The 24195-nt window shown below is 75.5% G+C and carries 23 protein-coding genes; 11 read left to right on the plus strand and 12 right to left on the minus strand.

Translation table 11 applies throughout. The features are described 5' to 3' along the window. Positions 1–147 precede the first annotated feature (147 nt). From IR170_RS13235 to IR170_RS13245, 3 genes are all read right to left on the minus strand, one after another. On the minus strand, positions 148–1392 hold the full coding sequence (locus tag IR170_RS13235) for an endonuclease (RefSeq protein ID WP_193664792.1): 1245 nt from the start codon (positions 1390–1392) through the stop codon (positions 148–150). Positions 1393–1619: 227 nt separating this feature from the next. Next, the gene (locus IR170_RS13240) at positions 1620–2075 is read right to left on the minus strand and encodes an SAV_6107 family HEPN domain-containing protein (RefSeq protein ID WP_056862494.1); all 456 of its coding nucleotides are present in this window, start codon (positions 2073–2075) and stop codon (positions 1620–1622) included. A gap of 588 nt (positions 2076–2663) precedes the next feature. Then, on the minus strand, positions 2664–3158 hold the full coding sequence (locus IR170_RS13245; protein ID WP_193664794.1) for a hypothetical protein: 495 nt from the start codon (positions 3156–3158) through the stop codon (positions 2664–2666). A gap of 204 nt (positions 3159–3362) precedes the next feature. Here IR170_RS13245 and IR170_RS13250 point away from each other — a divergent pair, with 204 nt between their 5' ends. From IR170_RS13250 to IR170_RS13260, 3 genes are read left to right on the plus strand one after another with little or no spacing between them, the layout of a single operon-like run. Beyond that, positions 3363–3845 carry a YbaK/EbsC family protein gene (locus tag IR170_RS13250; RefSeq protein WP_193664796.1) on the plus strand — a complete coding sequence of 161 codons (483 nt, stop codon included), beginning with the start codon at positions 3363–3365 and terminating at the stop codon, positions 3843–3845. Continuing rightward, positions 3842–4444 carry an MOSC domain-containing protein gene (locus IR170_RS13255; RefSeq protein ID WP_193664798.1) on the plus strand — a complete coding sequence of 201 codons (603 nt, stop codon included), beginning with the start codon at positions 3842–3844 and terminating at the stop codon, positions 4442–4444. The genes IR170_RS13250 and IR170_RS13255 overlap by 4 nt, the downstream gene beginning before the upstream one ends. Positions 4445–4453: 9 nt before the next feature. Continuing rightward, complete coding sequence (locus IR170_RS13260; RefSeq protein WP_193664800.1) at positions 4454–5779, plus strand: phytoene desaturase family protein; 1326 nt, start codon at positions 4454–4456, stop codon at positions 5777–5779. Here IR170_RS13260 and metF read toward each other — a convergent pair. Beyond that, entirely contained in the window at positions 5769–6659 is an 891-nt protein-coding gene (gene metF / locus IR170_RS13265) for a methylenetetrahydrofolate reductase [NAD(P)H] (protein ID WP_056862490.1), read from the minus strand. The two genes, IR170_RS13260 and metF, sit on opposite strands and share 11 nt — an antisense overlap. A gap of 205 nt (positions 6660–6864) precedes the next feature. Here metF and IR170_RS13270 point away from each other — a divergent pair, with 205 nt between their 5' ends. Beyond that, positions 6865–8034, plus strand: a complete 1170-nt coding sequence (locus IR170_RS13270) for a polyprenyl synthetase family protein (protein ID WP_251531202.1) — start codon at positions 6865–6867, stop codon at positions 8032–8034. A 140-nt stretch (positions 8035–8174) separates the two neighbouring features. Here the strand turns inward: IR170_RS13270 and IR170_RS13275 are convergent, their stop codons facing one another. Further along, complete coding sequence (locus IR170_RS13275) at positions 8175–8654, minus strand: ribonuclease domain-containing protein (RefSeq protein WP_319805074.1); 480 nt, start codon at positions 8652–8654, stop codon at positions 8175–8177. Positions 8655–8672: 18 nt separating this feature from the next. Continuing rightward, positions 8673–9068, minus strand: coding sequence for an Rv2175c family DNA-binding protein (locus IR170_RS13280; RefSeq protein ID WP_162242256.1), 396 nt, complete (start codon positions 9066–9068; stop codon positions 8673–8675). 265 nt (positions 9069–9333) lie between these two features. Here IR170_RS13280 and IR170_RS13285 point away from each other — a divergent pair, with 265 nt between their 5' ends. The 5 genes from IR170_RS13285 to IR170_RS13305 all read left to right on the plus strand — a co-directional run bounded on the left by IR170_RS13285 (position 9334) and on the right by IR170_RS13305 (position 15421). Beyond that, positions 9334–11490, plus strand: a complete 2157-nt coding sequence (locus IR170_RS13285) for a PASTA domain-containing protein (RefSeq protein WP_193664802.1) — start codon at positions 9334–9336, stop codon at positions 11488–11490. Between the two features lie 37 nt (positions 11491–11527). Continuing rightward, positions 11528–12451: a deoxyribonuclease IV gene (locus tag IR170_RS13290; protein ID WP_193664804.1), complete on the plus strand. Its 924-nt coding sequence runs from the start codon at positions 11528–11530 to the stop codon at positions 12449–12451. Continuing rightward, positions 12448–13380, plus strand: coding sequence for a DMT family transporter (locus IR170_RS13295; protein ID WP_251531210.1), 933 nt, complete (start codon positions 12448–12450; stop codon positions 13378–13380). The genes IR170_RS13290 and IR170_RS13295 overlap by 4 nt, the downstream gene beginning before the upstream one ends. Before the next feature lie 164 nt (positions 13381–13544). Continuing rightward, positions 13545–14582, plus strand: coding sequence for a 3-deoxy-7-phosphoheptulonate synthase (gene aroF / locus IR170_RS13300; RefSeq protein ID WP_227489285.1), 1038 nt, complete (start codon positions 13545–13547; stop codon positions 14580–14582). Then, positions 14579–15421 carry a discoidin domain-containing protein gene (locus tag IR170_RS13305; RefSeq protein ID WP_193664806.1) on the plus strand — a complete coding sequence of 281 codons (843 nt, stop codon included), beginning with the start codon at positions 14579–14581 and terminating at the stop codon, positions 15419–15421. The genes aroF and IR170_RS13305 overlap by 4 nt, the downstream gene beginning before the upstream one ends. A 93-nt stretch (positions 15422–15514) precedes the next feature. Here the strand turns inward: IR170_RS13305 and IR170_RS13310 are convergent, their stop codons facing one another. The 4 genes from IR170_RS13310 to IR170_RS13325 all read right to left on the minus strand — a co-directional run bounded on the left by IR170_RS13310 (position 15515) and on the right by IR170_RS13325 (position 20631). Continuing rightward, entirely contained in the window at positions 15515–16507 is a 993-nt protein-coding gene (locus tag IR170_RS13310) for a threonine aldolase family protein (RefSeq protein ID WP_193664808.1), read from the minus strand. Positions 16508–16600: 93 nt separating this feature from the next. Continuing rightward, a complete protein-coding gene (locus IR170_RS13315; protein ID WP_193664810.1) occupies positions 16601–17938 on the minus strand; it encodes a class II 3-deoxy-7-phosphoheptulonate synthase in 1338 nt (445 codons plus the stop codon). 103 nt (positions 17939–18041) lie between these two features. Further along, entirely contained in the window at positions 18042–19496 is a 1455-nt protein-coding gene (locus tag IR170_RS13320) for an APC family permease (protein WP_193664812.1), read from the minus strand. A gap of 106 nt (positions 19497–19602) precedes the next feature. Further along, positions 19603–20631 (minus strand): 6-phosphofructokinase, encoded by a 1029-nt coding sequence (locus tag IR170_RS13325; protein WP_056904535.1) that lies wholly within the window; start codon positions 20629–20631, stop codon positions 19603–19605. A gap of 223 nt (positions 20632–20854) precedes the next feature. On the opposite strand from IR170_RS13325, the gene IR170_RS13330 reads away from it, so the two are divergent. Together IR170_RS13330 and IR170_RS13335 are read left to right on the plus strand one after the other, a co-directional pair. Beyond that, positions 20855–21676 (plus strand): DUF1028 domain-containing protein, encoded by an 822-nt coding sequence (locus IR170_RS13330; RefSeq protein ID WP_193664814.1) that lies wholly within the window; start codon positions 20855–20857, stop codon positions 21674–21676. A gap of 48 nt (positions 21677–21724) precedes the next feature. Beyond that, on the plus strand, positions 21725–22552 hold the full coding sequence (locus IR170_RS13335) for an FGGY family carbohydrate kinase (RefSeq protein ID WP_193664816.1): 828 nt from the start codon (positions 21725–21727) through the stop codon (positions 22550–22552). Here the strand turns inward: IR170_RS13335 and IR170_RS13340 are convergent. Together IR170_RS13340 and IR170_RS13345 are read right to left on the minus strand one after the other, a co-directional pair. Next, positions 22530–23429, minus strand: coding sequence for a hypothetical protein (locus IR170_RS13340; protein ID WP_193664818.1), 900 nt, complete (start codon positions 23427–23429; stop codon positions 22530–22532). The genes IR170_RS13335 and IR170_RS13340 overlap by 23 nt on opposite strands. Positions 23430–23531: 102 nt before the next feature. After that, complete coding sequence (locus IR170_RS13345) at positions 23532–24191, minus strand: response regulator (protein ID WP_193664820.1); 660 nt, start codon at positions 24189–24191, stop codon at positions 23532–23534. Positions 24192–24195: the final 4 nt, after the last annotated feature.

Genomic DNA, 24195 nt, shown 5'->3' on the forward strand with positions numbered 1-24195 from the left:
TGCGCCCCGTGGCCGCTCATCACCGCCACCGATGCGCCCCGTGGCCGCTCATCACCGCCACCGATGCGCCCCGTGGCCGCTCATCACCGCCACCGATGCGCCCCGTGGCCGCTCGTCACCGCCACCGACCGCGGCCGCCGGCGTGGGTCACCAGATGGCGTCGGCCCACTCCGGGTGGTCGATGAAGGGGTTGCGGTTGAACTGGAAGCGCTCGTAGATGACGTCGTTGCGGCGCATCTCGAACGCCGACGGCGGGTCCTCGGCGTTCCACCGCAGCAGCGTCGAGAGCTTGCCGTGGAGCGGGGCGGTGCCGTTGGCGACCCTGTCGTTGACCTCGAGGTCGGGGAAGCCGTCGCCGCCCTCGTAGCGCACGGACATGAAGAAGATCATCCGCGCCACGTCGCCCTTGTCGGCGTCGCGCGGCTCCCAGGAGTCGCCGTCGGCGTAGTTGCCCGGCGCCTCGGCGTTCTGCGAGCCACCCTCGTCGAAGTCGAGGTTGCCGCGAGCGGAGTTGACGGTCACGTCGGCCGGACGCAGGTGGTGCAGGTCGGTGCCGGGGCCCGTGGCCGTGCCGAAGTCACCGTGGCTCTTGGCCCAGACGTGCTCGCGGTTCCACTGCTCGACGCCGCCGCCGTTGTCGGTCTCGGGGCGGCTCTCGCCGGTGTAGAGCTCGATCACCCGGCTCGCGTCGGCGGGATCCTGGTCGGTCTCGCGCAGGGCGGCCCAGACCTCGTCGTAGGTGAGCCGCGCGACACCGCGCGAGACGATCGTGTGCAGCGACGTCTCCAGCGCCGAGCCCGTCTTGCCGACGGCACCGGCGTAGTAGGTGCTGTCGTAGTCGTCGGTGCCCCCGCTCGGTGGCGGGGTCGTGCCCCCGCCGCCGTCGGCGAGGGCGAAGGCGGTGGCGTTGCGCACCCCGGGGGCCGAGAAGTAGGCGCCGAGCGTGCCGGTCACGTCGATGCGGCGCCCCATCAGCGCGGGGTTGGACCGCAACCCCCAGGACGCACGGAAGGCGCTCGGCACCTGCACGTAGACCATCCGCGACGTGGCGGTCTCCCCCGGCGCATCGGCCAGGGCGAGGGCGTAGTCGTCGGGGAACCCCGAGGTCACCACGGTGCTCGTGGCGGTGGGCTGACCCACGACGTAGCCGCGCACCGTGGCCGTGGAGCCGTCCTGCACGGTGCGCGCGGTGGCGACGCTCACCGGCGCGGCCGCGCTGGCCGCCCTCGGCAGGACCGACCCGACCATCGAGCCGGCCGTCGAGCCGGCCATCGAACCCTCGGGCGCGCCGAGGAGAGCGGCGGGCGCGAGGGCGGGGGCCACCGTGAGGGTGGCCGGGACGAGGAGCAGGGACACCAGCTGCGCCGTGCGGCGCGGCCCGAGAAGCCGCATGCGCGGGACTCCGATCACTGGGACACCCGTGCGGGCGTCGGGGCGGGCGGGGCCACAGCGGCCCCCGGTCGAGCCTGGGCGATCCTCACCGCCCGGCGCGACCGGGGAACCCCTCGTCATGGACTCAGGCCGGACCATCCAGCCACCCGGACCGACGAGGCCCCGCCCCGAGCCGTGTCACCGCTCTCGCCGCGCGGCCGGTCGGCCGGCCGAGGGGGGCGGAGGGCTCAGCCGGCGCGGCTGATGCGCTCGGCCGAGGGCGCGTGCGGGACCAGGCCCAGGGCCTGCTCCACCACGCCCAGGAACCGGTCGGCGTCGCGGACGAGGTCGTCGGCCTCGCGCTCGCTGACCGCGCGCCGCGACCCCGCCTCCGCGGCGGCGCGCTTCGAGGCCCCCGCTGCGAAGAAGGTCGCCCACTCCGCCAGCTCCGGCGCCACCTCGGCCAGCAGCACCCAGGCGTTCTTCTGCGGTCGACGCCGCGCCGGCGCCGGCTGGGCCCGCGCCGACAGCAACGCGGCCGCCGAGCGGAGCGCGGCGACGTGGGCCAGCGCGTAGCGCGCCGGCACCTCGGTGGCCACGACGGCCTCCTGGAGCGACTCCGCGGCCCGCAGGAGGTAGGAGTGGGTGGTCGCCGGGAGGGCGTAGGGGTTGGGCGGGGCCACCGACGCCCGCGGCGCGCTCACGCCTCCACCTCGGCCCCGTGCGGGGCGTGCTGCTGGATGTCGTCTGTCATGCTCCACCTCACCTGGTCGTCGACCCCACGTGCGACCCCCTGACCTGCTCCCGACGAGGCCCTGCTCCGGCGGAGCCACCCGGGATCGAACGCCGACGGGGACGGGGGTCGAGGTCGCCCCCGTCGGCAGCGTTCGAACATGTATTCGAACACGGCTGAACCATACCGCCCGCCACGGACAGTGCGTCAAGGGTCGTCCGAGCGGCCCCCGGGCCGCCTGGTCGCGGAGGGGCTGCGGCCCGCCCTGGCGGGAGTCACCGGTCGGCTGGTGACACCCGCACCTGTCGGCCCGCGCGCAGGCCGACAGGTGCGGGTCCGGGCCGACAGCTGGGGCCCATGGGGCCGACGAGGCCTGCGGGGCCGAGCCGGTCTGTGCCGAGGCCGGGCGGGGCTGGGCGGAGTGGGCCTGGCCGCGGCGGGTCTGGCGAGGCCGGGCGGGGCGAGGCCGGGCGGGGTGAGGCCGGGCGGAGTGGGCCTGGCCGCGGCGGGTCTGGCGAGGCCGGGCGGGGCGAGGCGAGGCGGGGTGGGGCCGGGCGGCTCAGAGGGCCGCCGGGGCCTCCTCGACGCCGCGCATGTAGGTGTTGGTGTCGCGGTGCCACAGGGCCACGAGCAGACCGATGTCGAGGGCCAGGGCGAGGTAGGAGATGGCCACGAAGACGGCGGGCGGGTCGATCCGGATGCCACCGATGGTGGCCACCGCGATCATCACGACCAGCACGGTCAGGCTGACCCGCGCCCAGTTGTGGGAGTCGCGCAGGAAGACGACGAGCACGGCGATAAGCATGGCGAGCACGACGAAGAGCACGGCGGCCACGGGAAAGAACTGCGGGATCACGATCGGCTCGTTGGACTTGAGGTAGTCCAGGCCCCGGGTCTCCAGGATCTCCCGCGCCGAGCGGTGTCCCTCGGCCCAGTTCAGGATCAGCGTGTCGCGCAGGAGGGCGGTGAGCGCGACGGTGACGGCACCTACGGCCACCAGCAGCCCGAGCAGCGCCATCGCCACCGTCAACGACCTGGGCTGCTGCCGCATCATGCTGTGTTCCTCCGTCTCGAGCCGTCCTGTCCGGGCCATGGTCCCAGACGAGGTGGAGGACGGCCCGCACCACCACGCGGGGCGGGCGCCGCGGGGGCGACGCGCACCACACCGCTCCCTGCGCGCGCGGCGCGCCGCCGGCACGACCCGCCCCGGCCGGGCGACCGCACCACGGCTGTCGGCGTCACCGCCTAGGGTCGCACCATGAGCGAGGAGCACCCCGGCATCGCCCGCTTCCGGGCGGCCCACCGCGAGCGGGGCGGCACGGGCGAGATCGTCGTGCTGCCCGACGCCGTCCACACCGCGGCCCTGGCCGCCGAGGCGCTGGGCTGCGAGGTGGGCGCCATCGCCAACAGCCTGCTCTTCGACGCCGACGGCTCCCCCGTGCTCGTGCTCACCTCGGGGGCGCACCGCGTCGACACCGCCCACGTCGCCACCGTCGTGGGCGTCGCCGCCCTGCGCCGGGCCACCCCGGAGTTCGTGCGGGCCCACACCGGCCAGGTGATCGGCGGGGTCTCCCCGGTCGGGCACCCCGCGCCGGTGCCGACGTACGTCGACTCCTGGCTGCGCCGCCACCCGGTGGTGTGGGCGGCCGCCGGCCATCCCGCGGCGGTCTTCAAGACCACCCACGACGAGCTGCTGCGCCTCACCGGCGGCACCCCGGTCGAGGTCGAGCCGGCGCCGTGACCTCTCCCGACCCGTCCCCGGGGTCGTCGAGCACAGCCCCGACCGCCCCGGGATCCACGACCTCCGACGCCGCCGCCACCGACGCCGACGCCGACGCGACCACCGTGCCCCGTGTGACCGAGCTCTGGGTCGCGCCGGAGCGGCACGCGCCGATGGAGCCCCGCCGGCGCGTCGAGGTCGAGGCGGGCGCAGGCGTGGTCGGCGACCGCTGGCACGGCACCCGTCACCGCCACGTCACCCTCCAGTCCGCCGACGCCCTGCTCGAGGCCGCCGAGGCCCTGGGCGCCCCGGTGCCGGCCTCGGCGACGCGGCGCACCGTCACCGTGAGCCACGGCGTGGTGCCGACCGACCCGGGTGCGCGCCTCCGGGTGGGCGGGGTCGAGCTGGAGGTGGTGCGGGTGGCGGCCCCGTGCGCCCTGATGGAGCGCAGCATGGGCCCGGGCGGTGCCGCGGCGCTGCGTCGCCGGGGCGGGTCGGTGCTGCGGGCGCTGTCCTCGGGTCCCATCGCGGTCGGCGACCCGGTGGAGGGTCTCCTCACGGCACCGACGCCCTCCCGCGGCGCGGGTCCTGCGCGCCGGCCCGACCCCTCGACGCCCTAGGCTCCGGGCATGTCGCGGGTGGTGGTGGTCGGTGGGGGCTTCGGCGGGATGGCCGCCGCCGTCCGGCTGGCCAAGCTGGGCCACGAGGTGCGGCTCCTCGAGCGCTCGACCGCCCTCGGCGGCGCCCTCGCAGCACGCGAGCAGGACGGCTTCACCTGGGACGCCGGGCCCTCCTCCACCCTCGTGCCGGCGGTGCTGCGCGACCTCTTCCGCAAGTCGGGCCGTCCGCTGGAGCGCGAGCTCGACCTGGAGCCGCTCGACCTCGTGCGCGAGCACCGCTTCGAGGACCGCACCGTGCTGCGGCTCCCCGCCACCCGCGCGCCCCAGGTCGCGGCCTTCGACGCGCTCTCCCCCGGGCTGGGTCGGCAGTGGGCCGACTGGACGGCGTCGTTCACCGACGACTGGGAGGTGCTGCGCCGCGGCTACCTCGAGGTGCCCTGGCAGCGCGAGGCCCTGCCCCGCGAGGTCGCCGCACGGCTCGACTCCCGCGAGACCCTGCACAAGCGCCTGCGCCGCACCTTCCGCGACGAGCGGCTGCGCCTGGTCGCGGGCCACCCTTTCACGGCCGACGGGCACGACCTGCGCAACGTGCCGGCCTGGGCCGGGCTGGTGTCCTACCTCGAGCAGCGCTTCGGCGCCTGGACCGTGCCCGGCGGCCTGCACCAGGTCACGACGGCGCTGACCGCGCGGCTGGCCACCCGTCGGGTCGAGGTCGACCTGGGCTGCGAGGTGCGCGACGTGGTGGTGCGCGGGGGCCGCGCCGTCGCGGTCCGCACCGACCAGGGCGAGGTCGACGCCGACGTCGTCGTGCTCGCCGTCGACCCACGGCGCATGCCCGCCCTCGCCCGGCTGGTGGAGCGCACCATGCCGGCCATCCCCCCGACCGTGTGCCACGTCGGCCTGCGGACCGCGGCGGACCTGCCCGACCTCCCGCACGAGGTCGTGCTCCACGGCGACCCCGTGATCGTGGTCAGGCCAGGCGGCACGGCCCCGGACGGCGGCGCCGCCTGGACGATCCACGGTCGCGGCCGGCTCGCCGAGGACGTGCTCGTCGCACTGGCGCGGGCAGGCGTCGACGTCCGGCCCCACGTCGTCACGCGGATCGACCTCACACCCCGCGAGCTGGTGCAGGAGTGGGGCGGCTCGCCGCTCGGCGTGCTCTGGCAGGGCCGCTCGACCGTACGCCGCCGTCTGGGCCCCGACACCCCCGTCGCCGGGCTCGTCACCGCCGGCGCCCACGCCACCCCGGGCGCGGGGCTGCCCTTCGTGGGACTCTCGGCGGCGCTGGTGGCCCAGGTGGTCGGGCCCGCCGACGGGGTCCGCGTCAGACGCTGACGTCGAGCTTCTCGAAGATCTCCAGCGTGGCCCGCGAGCGGTTCAGCGTGTAGAAGTGCAGCCCCGGCGCGCCGCCCTCGAGCAGCTCCTCGCACAGCTCGGCCGCGGCGGCGATGCCCTCGGCGCGCATCGAGACCGCGTCACCGTCGTGGGCGGCGATGCGGGCCACGACCTCCTCGGGCACCTCGGTGCCGATGAGCTCGCCCTGGCGACGGATGGCCTTGAGGTTCAGGATCGGCATGATGCCGGGCAGGATCGGCAGGTCGACGCCGCGGTCGCGCACCCGCTGCACCAGCGCGAAGTAGTCGGCGGCACGGAAGAACATCTGCGTGACCGCGAACTCCGCGCCCGCCCGGGCCTTCGCGACGAGCACGTCGGCGTCGTGGTCGAGCGACTCCGCCGAGGGGTGGCCCTCGGGGAAGGCCGCCACGCCGACACGGAAGTCGCCGCGCGCGCGGGCCAGCTCCACCAGCTCCGTGGCGTAGGTCAGGCCGCCCTCGGTCGGGGTCCACGGCGCCCGGGGCCCGTCGCTGGGGTCGCCGCGCAGGGCCATGACGTGGTGCACGCCGGCCGCGGCGTACTCGTCGAGGATCGACTCGAGCTCGCCGCGGGTGTGCCCGACGCAGGTGAGGTGGGCCATGGGCAGCAGGGAGGTCTCGCGCGCGATACGGCCGGTGATGCGCACCGTGGAGTCGCGGGTGCCGCCGCCGGCGCCGTAGGTCACCGAGACGAAGGTGGGCCGGTAGGCCTCGAGGGTGGCCACCGCCTGCCACAGCTGCTCCTCGCCGGCGGCGTCCTTGGGCGGGAAGAACTCGAAGGAGAACGACCGCTCGCCCCGCTGGATGAGGTCTGCGAGGGAGCGTCCACGGCCGTCGGTCATGCCCCCCAGTCTAGGTTCGCCCCGTCTGCGGACCCGGCGCTGTCCACCCCCACGGGGGCCTGACGGGACCAGGACGGCCGCAGGACGGCCGCAGGGCGGGCGCCGGGCAGGAGCCGGACGGGAGCCGGAGGGCCCCGTCGGACACGCTGCGGCCCCCGCGCCGGGCCGTCGCGCGCGACCTGGACCCACCGCCTAGGGTCAGGGCGTGAGCGCGCGCGAGGCCAGCCCGACCGACGACCGACCCCACCAGCGACCCGACCAGGCCCCCGACGGGTCCACGGACGGCGCCGAGGCGGCGCTGGAGAGCGCGCCGTGGGACGGCAGCGGCTTCCGCGCCCGTGTGCAGGCCGCGCTCGACGCCCACGTCGAGGAGCAGGTGACCCGCCTCGCACCCGTCGGACCCGACGCCACCCGACTGCTCGACGAGGCCCGCGCCCTCGTCGCCGGCGGCAAGCGGCTGCGCGCGGCCTTCTGCTGGTGGGGCTTCCGGGCCCTGGACCCCGACCCCTCGCCGGAGACCGAGCAGGCCGTGCTGCGCGCCTGCGCCGCGCTGGAGCTGCTGCACGCCAGCGCCCTGGTCCACGACGACCTCATGGACGCCTCCGACACGCGCCGCGGGCGCCCGGCCACGCACCGCGGCTTCGAGGCCGAGCACCGCCGCGACGGCTGGACCGGCGACCCCGAGCAGTACGGCGCCGCCGCGGCGATCCTGCTCGGCGACCTGCTGCTCACCTGGGCCGACGAGCTGCTGCGCCGCTGCGGCCTGCCGCTGGAGCGCGTCGTGCCGGCCCTCGAGGTCTTCGACCTGTGCCGCTCCGAGGTGATCGCGGGGCAGTTCCTCGACATCTCGGTGCAGGCCCGCGGCCGCGCCGACGTCGACGCGGCCATGACCGTGCTGCGCTACAAGTCGGCCAAGTACTCCATCGAGCGGCCGCTGCACGTCGGCGCCGCGCTGGCCGGCGCCGGCCCCGCGGAGCTGGCGGCGCTCACGGCGTACGGGCTGCCGCTGGGCGAGGCCTTCCAGCTGCGCGACGACCTGCTCGGGGTCTTCGGCGACCCCGCCACCACCGGCAAGCCCGCCGGCGACGACCTCGTGGAGGGCAAGCGCACGGTGCTCGTGGCCCTGGCCCTCGACGCCGCCGCGCCCGAGGAGGCCGCGCTGCTCGACCGCTCGCTGGGCCGCCCGCTCGACGCGGCGGCCGTCGAGCGGCTGCGCGAGGTCATCACCGCCTCGGGCGCGCACGACCAGGTCGAGGAGGTCATCGGCCACCTGACCGAGCGTGCGACCGGCGCGTTGGCGGCCTCCGGGCTCGACCCGCGCGCCCAGGAGGTCCTGCGCGACCTCGCGGTGGCCGCGACCCAGCGGCGCACCTGAGGCCAACCGCACCTGCTGCGCGGCCCGGCCGCGCGTCCTACTGACCGTTGGGACCACTGCCTGACCGTCGTGACGGTCGGGTAGTGGGTCCAACGGTCAGTAGGACGCCGCCGCGGCCGCCGCCGGGTCCCGGCCGCGGCTCAGGTGCGGATGCGGGCCAGCGACTCGAAGCCGTCGGGGGTCCAGTACTCCTCGCCGCCCTCGCCGACGACGATGCGGCGCGGGCTGGCCCCGTCGGCCGTCCCGTCGGCGGCGGCCGTCCCGTCAGGGGAGTCGGCGGGCAGCGGCACGGCGTACTCGGAGTAGTAGCCCTCCACCTCGAGCGGCAGCAGCCCCTCGAGGTTGCGGTAGGTGCGACCGTCGCCGGGCGTGGGGTAGGGCCCACCGGCGTCGATGAGGCGCAGGGTGTCGATGGCCTCGTCGGGGAGCCGGTCGAGGTCGACGTAGGGCAGACCGCTGGCGGGGTCGGTGGTCTCGGGACCCGCGCCGGTGGAGGTGCCGGGGTCGCGGCCGGCCAGCAGCCAGATGCCGACGGCGAGCGCCACGACGGCCACCATCGCCGCCAGGCCCGTGGGGTGGGGCCGGCGGTGCTCCTCGACCTTCGGGATGCGGTAGACCACGGCGGCGGTCGACCGGCCCTAGAAGGCCATCGCCTGCGCGCGCCGCTTGACCTCGGAGCCGCGGTTCTCGCGCAGCGCGTCGATCGGGCGGCCGGGCAGGTCGGCGTCGAGGAAGAGCCAGGCGATGATCTCGCGGTCGTCGTAGCCCCCGTCGTGGAGCACGGTGAGCAGGCCGGGCACGCCCTTGACGGGGAAGCCGTCCTGCACGAGGTCGGCCGGCACCTGCTGGCCCGCGCCGGGGTAGGGCACCGCGGCGGCCAGCTCGTGGTCGCGGATCATGGTGCGCACCTTGGCCACCGTGACGCCCAGCTCGCGGGCGGCGGTCGCCCAGTCCCACCACGTCGGCACCAGCACCGACAGGTCGTGGTCGGCCAGCCTCAGCTCGCCCGGGGTCGGGCCCGCACTCTCGCTCATGGCCACCATGGTTCCACCTGGGTCCTGGGGAGGCGAAACGCCGTACGCCGCCGCGCCGCGTCCGGGCCGGCACCGGGGCCCGCGCCACGCCGCACCGGGCGCGCACCCGGGCCCCCGGCGGGGCAGACCGTACGATGAGGAGCCCGGATCCTTCCCCGTCCGGACCGCAGGAGGGTCGCCTGTGCCGACACGACGGCAGCCGCAGCACGACGCCGCGCCCGTGCCCACGGGCTCGACGGCGTCCTCAGCGTCGACGGGCGACCCCATGGGCGGCCGAGTCCTCGACGGTCGCTACCGCATCGGCGCCCGGATCGCGCGGGGCGGCATGGCCAGCGTCTACGAGGCGCTCGACCTGCGCCTGGACCGCACGGTGGCCATCAAGATCATGCACGCCGGGCTGGGCGACGACGAGGAGTTCGCCGCCCGCTTCGTGCGCGAGGCCCGGGCCGCGGCCCGGCTCTCGCACCCCCACGTGGTGGCCGTGCACGACCAGGGCGACGACGACGGCGTGGTCTTCCTGGCCATGGAGCTGGTGGCCGGCCACACCCTGCGCGACACCGTCGCCAAGGAGAGCCCGATGCCGCCGGGGCGCGCGCTCGCGCTGCTGGAGCCGGTGGTCTCGGCCCTCGCCGCGGCCCACCGTGCCGGGATCATCCACCGCGACGTCAAGCCGGAGAACGTCCTCATCGCCGAGGACCCCCACACCGGCGCCGAGGTGGTGAAGGTCGCCGACTTCGGCCTGGCCCGCGCGGTCAGCGCCGACACCCAGCACACCGCCACCGGCGGGGTGCTCATCGGCACGGTGTCCTACCTCGCCCCCGAGCTGGTCGTCGACGGCCGCTCCGACACCCGCGCCGACGTCTACGCCGTGGGCGTCGTGCTCCACGAGCTGCTCACCGGTCGCAAGCCCCACGAGGGCGAGACCCCGATCCAGGTGGCCTACAAGCACGTCCACGCCGACGTGCCCGCCCCCTCGCGCCAGGTGCCGGGCATCCCGCCGTACGTCGACGCGCTCGTCGCCCGCGCCACGGCGCGCGACCGCAGCCAGCGACCGGCCGACGCGGGCGTCCTGCTGCACCAGCTGCACCGCGTGCAGCACGCGCTGGCCGCCGGTGTCGCCGACGACGCCGACCTGACCGAGGACCTCTCCCCCGTGCGGCCCGCCCCCGGCGTCGCGTCGGCCGCCATCGCCGCACCCGGCGACACGGCTCCCGAGGTGTGGGACCCCGAGGAGATCGAGGCCCTGCTCGGGCCCGACCGCTCGCGCCCTGTGCCCGAGCCCACCTCCTGGCTGCCCCGGCAGGGCGAGGGCGACGACGCGGGGGCCCCGCGACCGGCCGGTCCGGTGCGTCTCACCGGCCCGACCGCCCTGGCCCTGGCCGCCCATGACCCGGGCGCCGCTCCCACCACCTCCCCCGACACGGTGGCCGTGCCGGTGCTCGACCGCGACGCACCGGCGGGCAGCACGGATGGCTCCGGCGGCAACCCCGCGCACCCCGGCGGACGCATCGCGCCCCCGGGCGCCCGCCCGCGCCGCTCGCGCCGTGGCCTGCTGCTCCTGGTGGTGGCGCTCGTGCTCGCCGTGGGCGTCGGCGGCGGCGCCTACTGGTTCGGCTGGGCCCGCTACTCCACCGTGCCGGCCGTGCTCGACCAGACCGGCGCCAGCGCGGTCACCGAGCTCGAGGCGGCCGGCTTCGAGGTCGTCGTGGGCGACCCGGTCTACAGCGACGACGTGGCCGAGGGCCGCGTGGTCTCCACCGACCCCGATCCCGGCTCGCGGCTGGTCACCGGCCGCGAGGTCATCCTCGTCACGTCCCTCGGCGTCGAGGAGTACGAGGTGCCGCGCCTGGCCGGTCGCACCCGCGCCGAGGCCGAGGACGCGCTGCGCGACCTCACGCTCGTGCCCGGACGCGTGCGGGAGCGCTTCTCCGAGCGCGTGCCCGAGGGCGTCGTGATCCGCAGCACCCCCGGCACCGGCGCCGTGCGCCGTCCCGGCGCCACCGTCGACCTCGTGGTCAGCAAGGGCCGACGCCCCCTCCAGGTGGGCGACTGGGTCGGGCGGTCGGCCGACCAGGCCGAGCAGACCCTCACCGAGCGCGGCCTGGTCGTCGTGCGCGACCAGGAGGTCTTCGACGACGAGGTCGCCGCGGGCGACGTGGTCAGCCAGAGCCCCGACGGCGGCACGCTCTTCGCCGGCGAGACCGTCACCTTCGTGGTCTCGAAGGGCCCCGAGCTGGTCGAGATGCCGCGTCTGACCGCCAGCGGCGTCGACGCGGCCCGCGAGCGGCTCGAGGACCTCGGCTTCGAGGTGAGGGTCGAGAACTCCTCCACCTACATCGGGCTGGGCTACGTGCTGTCCACCGATCCCGATCCCGGCGACATGGTGCCCAAGGGCAGCACGGTGACCCTCTTCCTCGTCTGATTTCACGGGCGGACGGGCGCCGACCTAGCCTCGCGCCATGCGCAACCCCGTCGGCACCCACGTCCTCGTCGGCAAGGGCCTCGCGGCCGGTGCCCTGGCCGACGCCGAGCGGCTCGGCTGCGAGGCCCTCCAGGTGTTCGTGGGCAACCCCCGCGGCTGGCGGCTCTCGCCGGGCAGGCCCGCCGACGACGCAGCCTTCCGCACCGCCACCGCCGAGCGCGGCATCCGCACCTTCATCCACACCCCCTACCTGGTGAACCTCGGCTCCCCGACGGCGAGCACCTACGACAACAGCGTCGCCGTGGTCGCCCACAACCTGCGCCGCGCGGTCGAGATCGGCGCCGAGGGCGTCGTCGTGCACACCGGCTCCTACGTCGAGACCGGCGCGCCCGCCGGGGTCGACGGCCCCGAGGCCGAGGCCGCCCGGTCCGCGCGGCACGCCGCCGCCCTGCGGCAGGTCCGCGAGGGTCTGCTGCCGTTGCTGGAGACCCTCGAGGACGACGCCGCGCCGTGGCTGCTGCTCGAGCCCACCGCCGGCCAGGGCCGCTCGCTCTGCGCCGGCGTGGAGGACCTCACCGGCTACCTCGACGCCCTCGACCACCACCCCAAGGCCGGCCTCTGCCTCGACACCTGCCACGTCTTCGCCGCCGGCGCCCCGCTCGACGAGCCCGGCGGCGCCGCGGCCACCCTCGACCGGGTCGTCGAGATCGGCGGGCCGGGCCGGCTGCGGCTGGTGCACGCCAACGACTCCATGGACGTGCGGGGCGCCTTGAAGGACCGCCACCAGAAGATCGGCCAGGGCCACATCGGCGAGGCCGCCTTCACCGAGCTGCTGGCCCACCCCGCCACCGCCGGGGTCCCCTTCGTGCTCGAGACCCCGGGCTCGCGCGAGGAGGGCGACCCCGACCTGGCGCTGCTCAAGCGGCTGCGGGCCCGCGTCGGGTCCGAGCAGGCCCGGTGAGCGCCCCGGCCCCGTCGACGCCCGGCCACGACGCGAGCGGCGCCGACCGGCGTACGACCCTGCTCGCGACGGCCGCGCTGCTGGCCATGACGGCCTGCTGGGGCAGCACGTTCTTCCTCATCAAGGACCTGCTCGAGCGGGTGCCGACCCTCGACTTCCTCGCCGTGCGGTTCACGATCGCCGGGCTGGTGATGCTGCTGGTCGCACCGCGCGCCGTGGCACGCCTCAGCGCGGAGTCGCGTCGCCACGCCGCCGTGCTCGGCCTGGTCTACGGCGCGGCCCAGATCCTCCAGACCGCCGGCCTGGCCCACACCCCGGCGAGCGTCTCGGGCTTCATCACCGGCATGTACGTCGTGCTCACCCCCGTGCTGGCCGCCCTGCTGCTGCGCACCCGCACCTCCCCGGTCACCTGGGCCGCGGTCGCCCTCGCCACCGCCGGCCTCGGCGTGCTGACCCTCGACGGGCTGTCCATCGGCTACGGCGAGTCGATCACCCTGGTGAGCGCGGTGCTCTACGCCCTGCACATCGTGGGCCTGGGCGCCTGGTCCGACGCCCGCCAGGCGCTCGGCATGTCGATCGTGCAGCTGCTCGTCATCGCGGCGGTCTGCCTGGTCGCCACCGCGCCCGACGGCGTCGTGCTGCCCGCGACCACGGGCGACTGGGTCTCGGTGGTCTACATGGCGCTCTTCGCCGGCGCCCTCGCCCTGCTCGGCCAGACCTGGGCCCAGGCCCACCTCGCGCCCACGCGCAGCGCGATCATCATGAGCATGGAGCCGGTCTTCGCCGCCTTCTTCGCAGTGCTCCTCGGCGGCGAGGGCCTGACGCTGCGCATGCTCGGCGGCGGCGCGATGGTGCTGGCCGCGATGCTCGTCGTGGAGCTGGTGCCACGGCGCACGGTCGAGGGCGAGGTCCAGCACCTCGTGGTGTGACCCGCCGGTGTCTCGGGGGCCGGGAACGCCCCCGACGCGCGCCGTCACCGCCCTAGGGTCGGGCCCGGGCCCGGGTCAGCACGAGGCGGGTCACCACGGTGCCGCGACACACCACCGGCACCGTCCCGCGCCCGGCGAGGAGGGAGCACGTCATGGTCGTCGTCATGTCACCCGAGGCGACCGACGAGGACGTCGCCGCCGTCGTCGCCCGCGTCGAGGGCGTGGGCGGTCGCGCCAACGTGAGCAAGGGCCTCGAGCGCACCGTCATCGGCCTGGTCGGCGACATCACGTCCTTCCACCACCTCAACCTGCGCACGCTGCGCGGCGTCGCCGACGTGCACCGCATCTCCGACCCCTTCAAGCTGGTCAACCGCCAGCACCACCCCGAGCGCTCCACGGTCTGGGTCGGTCGTCCCGGCCGGCAGGTGCCGGTGGGGCCGGGCACCTTCACCCTGGTCGCCGGGCCGTGCGCGGTCGAGACCGCCGCCCAGACCCTGGAGGCGGCGCGGATGGCCCGCTCGGCGGGCGCCACGCTGCTGCGCGGCGGGGCCTTCAAGCCGCGCACCTCGCCCTACGCCTTCGCGGGCCTCGGCGTGCCCGCCCTGCGGATCCTCGCCGACGTCGGCGAGGCCACCGGCCTGCCGGTGGTCACCGAGGTGGTCGACGTCCGAGACGTCGACGTGGTCGCCGAGCACGCCGACATGCTCCAGGTCGGCACCCGCCACATGAGCGACGTCGGCCTGCTGCAGGCCGTGGGCGACGCCGGGCTCCCGGTGCTCCTGGAGCGCGGCGCCACCGCCACGGTCGAGGAGTGGCTGATGGCCGCCGAGCACGTCGCCCAGCGCGGCAACCTCGACATCGTGCTGTGCGAGGGCGGCATCCGCACCTTCGAGAGCGCCACCCGCCGCACCCTCGACCTCTCCGCCGTGCCGGTCGTGCAGGCGTGCAGCCACCTCCCCGTGGTCGTCGACCCCTCCCACGCCGTGGGCCGCAAGGAGCTGGTGGTGCCGCTGTCGCGCGCGGCGGTCGCGGTCGGCGCCGACGGGCTCGTCGTCGATGTCCACCCCGACCCCGAGACCGCCCTGTGCGACGGCCCGCAGGCCTTGGTCGACACCGAGCTGCGCGAGCTGGCCCAGGCCGTGCGCCGCTTCCCGCCCCTGGTCGGCCGCGTGCCCGCGACCCCGACCCGGAGGGACCCGTGAGCAGCTGCCACCGCTGCGGAGCCGCGACCCCCACCGGGCGCTTCTGCGCCGAGTGCGGTGCCCCGGTCGCCGCCTCACCCGCCGCCGGTCCCGGATCCGCGAGGCCGCCCGGCACCGGCCGCACCGCCCAGGTGCTGCCCTGGGTCGTGGGTGCGCTCTTCGTGGTGCTGCTGGCCGGTGGCGGCGCGCTGCTGGTGCTGCGCGAGGGCCCCGCGGAGCCCGCGGCGGTCGACGTGACGCGCGGCGGCGCAGGTCGCGCCTCCGACCGGGCCCCCACCTCCGCGCCGCCGCTCTCCGGGTCCCCCGGCGAGGAGACCGCCCCCACCCCGACCGGCGACCCGGTCGAGGTCGCCGTCGCCGCGTCGATCACCGTGCCCGACACCGCCCCCAGCAGCGTCGACGTCGCCGACGGCAGCACGACCTCCTACGACGACACCCGGCTCGTCGACGGCGACCCCACCACCTGCTGGCGCACGAGCGGCGACGCCGGCGGCTCCGAGATCGTCCTCGACCTCGCCGAGCCCGTGGCGCTGTCCCGGGTCGGCCTGGTCAACGGCTACGCCAAGACCGCGACCGACCCGCGCGGCACGACCTACGACTGGTACTCCCTCAACCGCCGCGTCCTCGCCGTGGAGTGGGTGCTCGACGACGGCACGACCCTGCGCCAGGACCTGGACGAGAGCCGCGAGCTGCAGACCCTCGACGCCGGCGGCGCCGTCACGCGCAGCGTGCGGCTGCGCATCGTGGCGGTCTCGGCGCCCGGTGACGGCCCCGACGCGAAGGACTACACCGCGCTGAGCGAGGTCTCCCTCCTCGGCGCGCCCGTGACCGCCGGCTGACCCGCGGGCCCGCCACCTCCCCGCGCGCGGGGGTCGCGGCGTGGCGTGGTCCCGGAGTCGTGGTCTCGGAGTCGTGGTCTCGGAGCCGTCGTGTCAGAGACCCGCGAGCACCCCGGCGGCCCGCTCGACGTCGGCGCGAGCGACGCCGAGGTGGGTCACCAGCCGCACGACGGCGGGGCCGACCGCCGAGACGAGCACACCGGCCTCCCGGGCGCGCGCGACGACCTCGGCGGCGTCGCCGCGCGGCACGGCGACGATGTTGGTGTCGACGCCGGCGGGGTCGACGCCGCAGGCCTCGGCCAGCAGCCGGGCGTGCTCGTGGTCCTCGGCCAGCCGCTCCACGTGGTGCTCGAGGGCGTGCAGGCCGGCCGCGGCGAGGATGCCGACCTGCCGCATGCCGCCGCCCATGCGCTTGCGCCACACGCGGGCCTCGGCGATGACGTCGGCCGAGCCGACCACCAGGGAGCCGACGGGCGCGCCCAGCCCCTTGGACAGGCAGACCGCCATGACGTCGGCGATCGCGCCGTACTCGCTCAGCGGGGTGCCGGTGGCCACGTGGGCGTTCCACAGCCGCGCGCCGTCCATGTGCACCGCCACGCCGGCGCCGGTGGCCAGCTCGCGCAGGTCGCGCAGGTCGGCCAGGGGCAGCACGGTGCCGCCGGCGAAGTTGTGGGTGTTCTCCACCGAGATCGCCGCGGTGCGCACGAAGAACGGACCCATGTCGGGGGCCAGGATCGAGCGCACGGTCGGCAGGTCCACCTGGCCGCGCGGGTGGATCCAGGTGCGGGAGGTGATGCCGGAGTAGGCGCCGTGGGCCCCCAGCTCGGCGCGCACGATGTGGGCGGAGGCCTCGCAGAGCACCTCCTCGCCCGGCTTCACGACCGCGCGCACGGCCAGCACGTTGGCCATCGACCCCGTGGGGCAGAAGAGCGCGGCCTCGTGGCCCAGCAGGTCGGCCACCCGCTCCTCGAGCGCCAGGACGGTGGGGTCCTCGCCGTAGACGTCGTCGCCGACCTCGGCCCGGGCCATGGCCTGGCGCATCGCGTCGGTCGGGCGGGTCACGGTGTCACTGCGCAGGTCGATCACACCGTCATCCTCCCGCACCGGCTCCCGTCGCCCGGTCGCGGGGCGAGCAACGACGGCGGCCCGGCGACGTGCCCGGCCGCCCTCGCGGCTCGCTCAGGCCTTGCGCAGCATCTCGGCGACCAGGAAGGCCAGCTCGAGGGACTGCACGCGGTTGAGGCGCGGGTCGCAGACCGACTCGTAGCGCGAGGAGAGGTCCATGTCGGTGAGCTCCTCGCCGCCGCCGACGCACTCGGTGACGTCGTCGCCGGTGAGCTCGACGTGGACGCCGCCGGGCCAGGTGCCGAGCGAGCGGTGCACGTCGAAGAAGCCCTGGACCTCGTCGATGACGTCGTCGAAGCGGCGGGTCTTGTAGCCCGAGGAGGCCTCGAAGGTGTTGCCGTGCATCGGGTCGCAGACCCAGGCGACCTCGAGGCCCGCGGCCTTGACCTTCTCCACCAGCGGCGGCAGGCCGTCGCGGATCTTGCCCGCGCCGAAGCGGGTGATGAAGGTGAGCCGGCCGGCCTCGTTGTGGGGGTTGAGCTTGGCGGCCAGGGCGATCGCGTCGTCGGGGGTGGTGGTGGGGCCGAGCTTGACGCCGATGGGGTTGCGGATGCGGCTGAGCAGCTCCACGTGGGCGTTGTCGGGCTGGCGGGTGCGCTCGCCGATCCAGACGAAGTGGCCCGAGACGTCGTACGGCGCGTCGGTGCGCGAGTCGATGCGCGTCATCGCGTGCTCGTACTCCAGCACCAGAGCCTCGTGGCTGGAGTGGAAGTCGACGCGGTGGAACTCGTCGGGGTCGGCCCCGATGGCCTGCATGAACGTGAGCGCGCGCTCGATCTCGCCGGCCATCTCCTCGTAGCGCTGGCCGACCGGCGACTCGCGCACGAAGTCGGTGTTCCAGGTGTGGACCTGGCGCAGGTCGGCGTAGCCGCCGGTGGTGAAGGCGCGCACGAGGTTGAGGGTCGCGGCGGAGGCGTTGTAGACGTCGACCAGGCGCTGCGGGTCGGGCACACGGGCCTCGGGAGTGAACTCGAAGCCGTTGACCGCGTCGCCGCGGTAGGCCGGCAGGGTCACGCCCTCGCGGGTCTCGAGGTCGGAGGAGCGCGGCTTGGCGTACTGCCCGGCCAGGCGGCCGACCTTCACGACCGGCACCGAGGCGGCGTAGGTGAGCACGACCGCCATCTGCAGCAGCACCCGCAGCTTGTTGCGCACGTTGTCGGCGGTGACCCCGGCGAGGGTCTCGGCGCAGTCGCCGCCCTGGAGCAGGAAGGCCTCGCCGCGCGCGACCGCGGCCAGCTTGCCCTTCAGCTCGTCGCACTCGCCGGCGAAGACCAGCGGCGGCATCGTGCGCAGCTGCGCGACGGCGGAGTCGACGGCCGCCTGGTCGGGGTAGGTCGGCTGCTGGGCCGGGCCGAGGGCGTGCAGGGTGGCGAGGTCGGGGATGGTGCTCACCGGCCAAGGGTACGGCCGGGTCCGCTCGCGCCCCGAAACAGCGCGACCCCGCCCGCGATGCGGACGGGGTCGGGCCGGACGGTGCGCGCGACGCGGCGTGGCCTCAGTCCTCGAGGTGCTCGATGTCGCGGAAGCCGGTGCGCTTGGCGCGCACGCCGCGGTTGACGAACCAGGTGAGCAGCCACAGCGCCACGCCGATGAGCAGCAGCACGAGCGCGATCTGGTACTGCAGGACGTCGCGGTCGACCCACGGGCCGATGAGGAAGGCGCAGAGCACCGCGGCCACGGCCGGGGTGACGCCCGGCGAGCGGAAGAAGCCCGTGCCCTGCTTGTCGTCGCGGCGCAGGATCAGGCAGGCCACGTTGACGATCGTGAAGACGCCGAGCAGCAGCAGCGAGGTCGTGCCGGACAGCGCGCCGACGATGCTCGAGTCCGACTGCGTCGCGACGTACCAGATCAGGGCCACGGCGATGAGCGTGGTGAAGATGATGCCGACGTAGGGCGAGCGGCGGTTCGGGGAGACCTTGCCGAGGCTGCGGGGCAGGACGTCCTGACGGGCCATGCCGTAGACCAGGCGGCTGGCCATGAGCATGTTGATCAGCGCGGTGTTGGCGACGGCGAAGACGGCCAGGAAGGGGAAGACCTTGTCGATCGGGAAGTCGGGGGCACCCTTGCCGACCACCTCGAGCAGCGCGCGGCCCTCGGACTCGTTGATGACCGCGAGCTCGTCGGGGGTGAGCACCGTGACGACCGCGATGGCCACCAGCATGTAGAAGATCACCGCGATGCCGAGGCCGGTGAGCATCATCTTCGGGAAGATCCGCTCGGGCTCCTTGGTCTCCTCGACCATGTTCACGGAGTCCTCGAAGCCGACCATGGCGAAGAAGGCCACCGAGGTGGCCGCGGTGACGGCGAGGAAGAGGCCCTTGTCCTCGGGCGACTCGAAGGTCGTGATCTGGCTGATGTCGCCCTCGCCCTGGGCCATGGCGTAGAAGCCGACGCCGATGACGATGGCCAGCGCGGTCATCTCCACCAGCGTGAGCACGACGTTGAACTTCACGCTCTCGCCGACCCCGCGCAGGTTGATCGCGGCCAGCAGGCCCATGAAGAGCATGGCGATGATCGTGGTGCCGGTGGTCGAGAGCCCGGTCTCCAGCCCGATGCCGTCGAGCCCGGCCAGGAGGTTCTGGGCCAGGACGTTGGCCGAGGTGGAGGCGCTGGTGATGCCCGAGCAGATCACGGCGAAGGCCACGAGGAAGGTGACGAAGTGGATGCCGAAGGCCTTGTGCGTGTAGAGCGCGGCACCGGCGGCCTGGGGGTACTTCGTGACCAGCTCGAGGTAGGACAGCGCCGTCAGCGTCGCGACGACGAACGCGACCAGGAACGGCAGCCAGACGACGCCGCCGACGATGCCGGCCATCTGGCCGGTCACGGCGTAGACGCCGGCGCCGAGGATGTCGCCGACGATGAACAGCAGCAGCAGCTTGGGGCCCATCACCCGCTTCAGGGTGGGCTCGGACCCGGGTGTCTCCACCGCGGCGGTCTCGTGGGTGCTCATCAGGGTGCCTCCTGGTGGATGCGTGCGAGTGGGCCTACCCAACCCCAGGCGGGGGGTCGTTGGCTACTCGCCCCGCGGCAGGAGGCCTTCCCGGCGTGCCCGGGGCTCAGCCGAAGAACACCTCGGCCTCGGCGTACTCCTCCGCAGAGACCAGCTTCAGCTCGGCGGTGCCCTCGGCCAGCGGCACCCGGTCGATGCGGGTGCCGCGCAGGGCCATCATCGTGCCGAAGTCGCCGTCGGCGACCGCGTCGACGGCCTGGAGGCCGAAGCGGGTGGCCAGCCAGCGATCGAACGCCGTGGGCGTGCCGCCGCGCTGCACGTGGCCGAGCACCACCGCGCGGGCCTCCTTGCCGGTGCGGTGCTCGATCTCGGAGGCCAGCCGGTCGCCGATGCCGCCGAGGCGCACGTGGCCGAAGGCGTCCTTCTCCCCCGAGGCCAGGGTCATGCCCGAGCCGTCGGCGGGCACCGCTCCCTCGGAGACGACCACGATGGGGGCGTACTCGCTCTCGAAGCGGGTCTCGACGTGGGCGCAGACCGCGGCGATGTCGAAGGGCTGCTCGGGGATGAGCACGGCGCTGGCACCGCCGGCGATGCCGGCGTGCAGCGCGATCCAGCCGGCGTGGCGGCCCATGACCTCCACGACGAGCACGCGGTGGTGGGACTCCGCGGTGGTGTGGAGGCGGTCGATGGCCTCGGTGGCGATGTTGACCGCGGTGTCGAACCCGAAGGTGAAGTCGGTGCCCGAGAGGTCGTTGTCGATCGTCTTGGGCACCCCGACGACCTTGACGCCCAGGTCGGCCAGCTTGGTGGCGACCCCGAGGGTGTCCTCGCCGCCGATCGCGACGAGGGCGTCGACGCCGTCGGCGGCGAGGTTGTCCTTGATCCGCTCCACGCCGCCCTCGATCGAGAACGGGTTGGTGCGGCTGGAGCCCAGGATGGTGCCGCCGCGGGGCAGGATGCCGCGGCACTGCTCGACGCCCAGCGGCATGGTCAGCCCCTCGAGCGGGCCCTTCCACCCGTCGCGGTAGCCGACGAACTCGAAGCCGTGGTCGCGCGTGCCGCGCCGCACGACCGCGCGGATGACGGCGTTGAGACCGGGGCAGTCCCCGCCTCCGGTGAGTACTCCGACGCGCATCTGCGCTCCTGTCCTGGTGACCCGGTCGGGCCGTGGTCGGTGGTCGGCCCGGCCGACGACTTGGATCGTTCGAAGCGGGCGGGCCCGACTGTAGTGGCGGTCACACCTCCGGGCCAGGTGCTGTCCACCGCCGGCGGGTCGGCGGGAGCGCGGTCCGCGGTGGCCGGCAGCGCGGGCCGCCGGGGTGGGCCGGGGCGGGGCGGGCGTGTCCTAGGGTCGCGCCATGACCTTCTCGATCGTGGCCCGCTCCGCCGACGGTGAGTCCTGGGGCGTGGCGGTGGCCTCCAAGTTCCTCGCGGTCGGTGCGGCCGTGCCGGCCGCCGTGGCCCAGGTCGGCGCACTCGCGACCCAGGCCGACGCCAACGTCGCCTACAAGGGCATGGCCCTCTCCCACCTCGACGACGGCGCCACCGCGGAGGTCGCCCTGCAGCGGCTGCTCGAGGAGGACCCGGGCCGCGACCACCGCCAGGTCGGCATCGTCGACGTCGACGGCGGCGCGGCCAGCCACACCGGCCCCGCCTGCCTCGACTGGGCCGGCGGTGCGACGGGTGAGGGCTTCGCGATCCAGGGCAACGTGCTCGCCGGGGAGCACGTGGTCGAGGCCATGCGCACGGCCTGGGAGGGCTCCCCCGCCGACGCTCCCCTGGCGCGGCGCCTGCTCGCCGCCCTCGCGGCCGGCGACGACGCGGGCGGCGACAAGCGCGGCCGGCAGTCGGCCGCGCTGCTCGTGGTGAGCGACGGCGCCGGCTACGGCGGGCTCGACGACATCGCCGTGGACCTGCGCGTCGACGACCACGTCGACCCGCTGGCCGAGCTGGCCCGGCTGCTCGACCTCAACGACCTCTACCTCACCGCCTCGACCGAGGAGGAGAAGGTGCCGGTCACGCCCGAGGTCGAGGCCGAGCTCGCCGCCTTCGCCGCGGCCCAGGGCCAGCGCGACTTCCACGCCTGGGTCGGCACCGAGAACTACGAGATGCGGGTCGACCCCGGGCTGGCCTGGATCGACCGGCGGGTGCTCGACATCGTGCGCTCGACCGGCGCGTGAGCGCCGCCGGCGGCCCGGGCGCGTGGGCGCCGCGGCCGTGACCCGGGCATGAGCGGCCCGACCAGCGCGGAGGGCGCGGGCGTGCGGCTGGCCGTGCGGGTGACCTCCACCGCCGTCCACGTGGCCGGCCTTGCGCCCAACGGCGCCACGATCACCACCTCCGCGCTCACCCTGCGCCACCACCGGCCGGCGCCCGACCAGGTCGAGACCTCCCCCGAGGAGGTCTGGCAGGGCACGCTGAGCGCCGTCGCCGAGGTGGGCGCGGCGCTGCCCGAGGGCTGGACGGTCGGCGAGGTCGCCGTCGGCGGCGACCCCCACACGCTGCTGGTCTGGGACCGCGAGACCCTCGGCGCGCCCCGACCCGCGATCACCGCAGGCGACCGTCGTACGACGGGGCTGTGCGAGCAGCTGCGCGCGGAGGGGGCCGCGGCGCACGTCGAGCTCCTCGCCGACCAGCCGCTGGACCACCGGGTCGCCGGCCCGCGGCTGCGCTGGCTGGCCGAGCACGAGCCGCACACGTGGGCGCTGGTGGAGGACGGCCGCTACGCCGTCGGCGGGGTGGAGTCCTACCTCGTCGCCCGGATGACCCGCGGGCTCGAGCACGTCACCGACGCCGCCCACGCCCGGCCGACGCTGCTGCTGGGTGCCGAGGGCTGGTCGGAGGAGCTGTGCGCCCTCTTCGGCGTGCCGCTCGACGCGCTGCCCGAGCTGGTCGAGGCCACGTCGCCGGCGCACGAGCCGACTCCCCGGCCCGACCACCGGGCCGCCGCCCGGCCCGATCCACGACCCGACCTGCGCGTCGGAGCCTGGGGTCGCACCGACCCCCGCACGTTCGCCGGGCTGGCCGTGCCGGTCAGCGCGCTCGCGCCGGCCTGAGCCGGTCGCGGGCGGCCGCGGCCGCGTCGCGCTCGGCACGCGCGGCCTCGAGGGCGCCGGCCGCCTCGCCACGGGCGTCCTCGGCGTCGTCGAGCTCGTCGTCGACCTGCTCGGCGCGCGCCTCGGTCTCGGCCACGCGGCGACGCAGCTCGTCGAGGTCGGCCTGCAGCTGCATCGAGCGCGCCTCGAGCTCCTGCACGTGGGCCTGCGCCTGCTCGTGCTCGCCGGTAGCCGCCGCCAGCGCCTCCTCCGCCGACTCGAGCCTCTCCTGGGCCGAGGCCAGGGCCTTCGCGTCGGCCTCCGGGTCGGGCACGACGCGCAGCTCGGGTCGCGGCGTCGGCGCGGCCTCGCGCGGCGCGGCCGCGTGGCCGAGCGCCGCCGGCAGCGCGACGGCCGCGGCCACGTCGACCTCGTCGACGCCGGTGCTGGCGAGCGGACCCACGAGCAGGCCGCTGCGCACGGCGGCCCCGCAGCGCTCGTCGAGCACGGCGGCCGTGAGCGTGGCCTCCACCTGGTCGGCCACGGCCTGCGTCACCCGCACCCCCGCCTCGGCGGCCAGGGACCGCGCCTGCTGGGTCACCGCCGCCGTGAGCTGGCGGCGCTGACGCGTGAGGGCCCGCAGCTGGTCGGCCGACATGCCGGCCTGGGCCTCGCGCAGGGCCGAGCCCACGCTGAGCACCTGGTCGACCTGGGCGGCCTCGCGACGCACCAGGAGGTTGACCACCCAGGCCGCCGTCGACGGCTTGCGCAGCGCCTTGAGCGCGACGGCCAGGTCGGTGCCCTTGTGGGCCCTGGCCCGGGCGTCCCGCGCGGCGGTGAAGTCACCGGGCGGCAGCGCGTAGAGCTCGTCGGCGAGCTCGAGCACCGGGTCTGCCATCCGGCGAGCATAGGGCGGGGCCCGCGGGGGCTCCCACGGGCACCGGGGCCGCGACGTCGCCGACGTGCGGCCCGGGGCGCGGACCCGCGGCGGACGGGTCGCTCAGCCGTCGTCGAGGCCCTGCTCGATGGCGTAGCGGGTCAGCTCGACCCGGTTGTGCATCTGCAGCTTGCGCAGGGTGTTCTGCACGTGGTTCTGCACCGTGCGGTGGCTGAGCACGAGGCGCTCGGCGATCTGCTTGTAGGACAGCCCCTTGGCGACCATGCGCAGCACCTCGGTCTCGCGGTCGGTCAGCGCGTCGCGGGAGGGGTCGGGCGCGGTGGGCCCCTCGGCCATCCGCCGGAACTCCCCCAGCACCAGCCCGGCCAGGCCGGGGGTGAAGACCGAGTCGCCGCGCGCCACCCGACGCACGGCCTCGAGCAGCTCCTCGCGCGACGCCGACTTCACGAGGTAGCCGGTGGCCCCCGCCTTCACCGCCTCGAGCACGTCGGCCTGCTCGCCGGAGGCCGAGAGGATCAGCACGCGCGCCGACGGGTCGTGGCGCAGCACCCGGGCGGTGACCTCCACCCCGTCGGGCTCCGGGATGCGCAGGTCGAGCACCACGACCTGCGGGCGCGCGGCCGGGAAGCGGGCGATCGCCTCCGCCCCGGTGCCGGCGACCGCGACCACGTCGAAGCCCGCCGCCTGCAGGTCGCGCTCGACCGCGTCGCGCCACATCGGGTGGTCGTCGACCACCATCACCCGCACCGCTCGCTCCGCCATGGCC

This window comes from Nocardioides kribbensis (assembly GCF_015070375.1).
Classification (GTDB): Bacteria; Actinomycetota; Actinomycetes; order Propionibacteriales; family Nocardioidaceae; genus Nocardioides; species Nocardioides kribbensis.

What these genes read in the sequence shown, in the direction of transcription:
- IR170_RS13235 (WP_193664792.1), bottom strand. Translation starts at nt 1,392, where the DNA reads ATGCGGCTTCTCGGGCCGCGCCGCACGGCGCAGCTGGTGTCCCTGCTC.
- IR170_RS13245 (WP_193664794.1), bottom strand. Translation starts at nt 3,158, where the DNA reads ATGATGCGGCAGCAGCCCAGGTCGTTGACGGTGGCGATGGCGCTGCTC.
- IR170_RS13250 (WP_193664796.1), top strand. Translation starts at nt 3,363, where the DNA reads ATGAGCGAGGAGCACCCCGGCATCGCCCGCTTCCGGGCGGCCCACCGC.
- IR170_RS13260 (WP_193664800.1), top strand. Translation starts at nt 4,454, where the DNA reads ATGTCGCGGGTGGTGGTGGTCGGTGGGGGCTTCGGCGGGATGGCCGCC.
- metF (WP_056862490.1), bottom strand. Translation starts at nt 6,659, where the DNA reads ATGACCGACGGCCGTGGACGCTCCCTCGCAGACCTCATCCAGCGGGGC.
- IR170_RS13280 (WP_162242256.1), bottom strand. Translation starts at nt 9,068, where the DNA reads ATGAGCGAGAGTGCGGGCCCGACCCCGGGCGAGCTGAGGCTGGCCGAC.
- IR170_RS13285 (WP_193664802.1), top strand. Translation starts at nt 9,334, where the DNA reads ATGGGCGGCCGAGTCCTCGACGGTCGCTACCGCATCGGCGCCCGGATC.
- IR170_RS13290 (WP_193664804.1), top strand. Translation starts at nt 11,528, where the DNA reads ATGCGCAACCCCGTCGGCACCCACGTCCTCGTCGGCAAGGGCCTCGCG.
- aroF (WP_227489285.1), top strand. Translation starts at nt 13,545, where the DNA reads ATGTCACCCGAGGCGACCGACGAGGACGTCGCCGCCGTCGTCGCCCGC.
- IR170_RS13320 (WP_193664812.1), bottom strand. Translation starts at nt 19,496, where the DNA reads ATGAGCACCCACGAGACCGCCGCGGTGGAGACACCCGGGTCCGAGCCC.
- IR170_RS13325 (WP_056904535.1), bottom strand. Translation starts at nt 20,631, where the DNA reads ATGCGCGTCGGAGTACTCACCGGAGGCGGGGACTGCCCCGGTCTCAAC.
- IR170_RS13330 (WP_193664814.1), top strand. Translation starts at nt 20,855, where the DNA reads ATGACCTTCTCGATCGTGGCCCGCTCCGCCGACGGTGAGTCCTGGGGC.
- IR170_RS13335 (WP_193664816.1), top strand. Translation starts at nt 21,725, where the DNA reads ATGAGCGGCCCGACCAGCGCGGAGGGCGCGGGCGTGCGGCTGGCCGTG.
- IR170_RS13340 (WP_193664818.1), bottom strand. Translation starts at nt 23,429, where the DNA reads ATGGCAGACCCGGTGCTCGAGCTCGCCGACGAGCTCTACGCGCTGCCG.
- IR170_RS13345 (WP_193664820.1), bottom strand. Translation starts at nt 24,191, where the DNA reads ATGGCGGAGCGAGCGGTGCGGGTGATGGTGGTCGACGACCACCCGATG.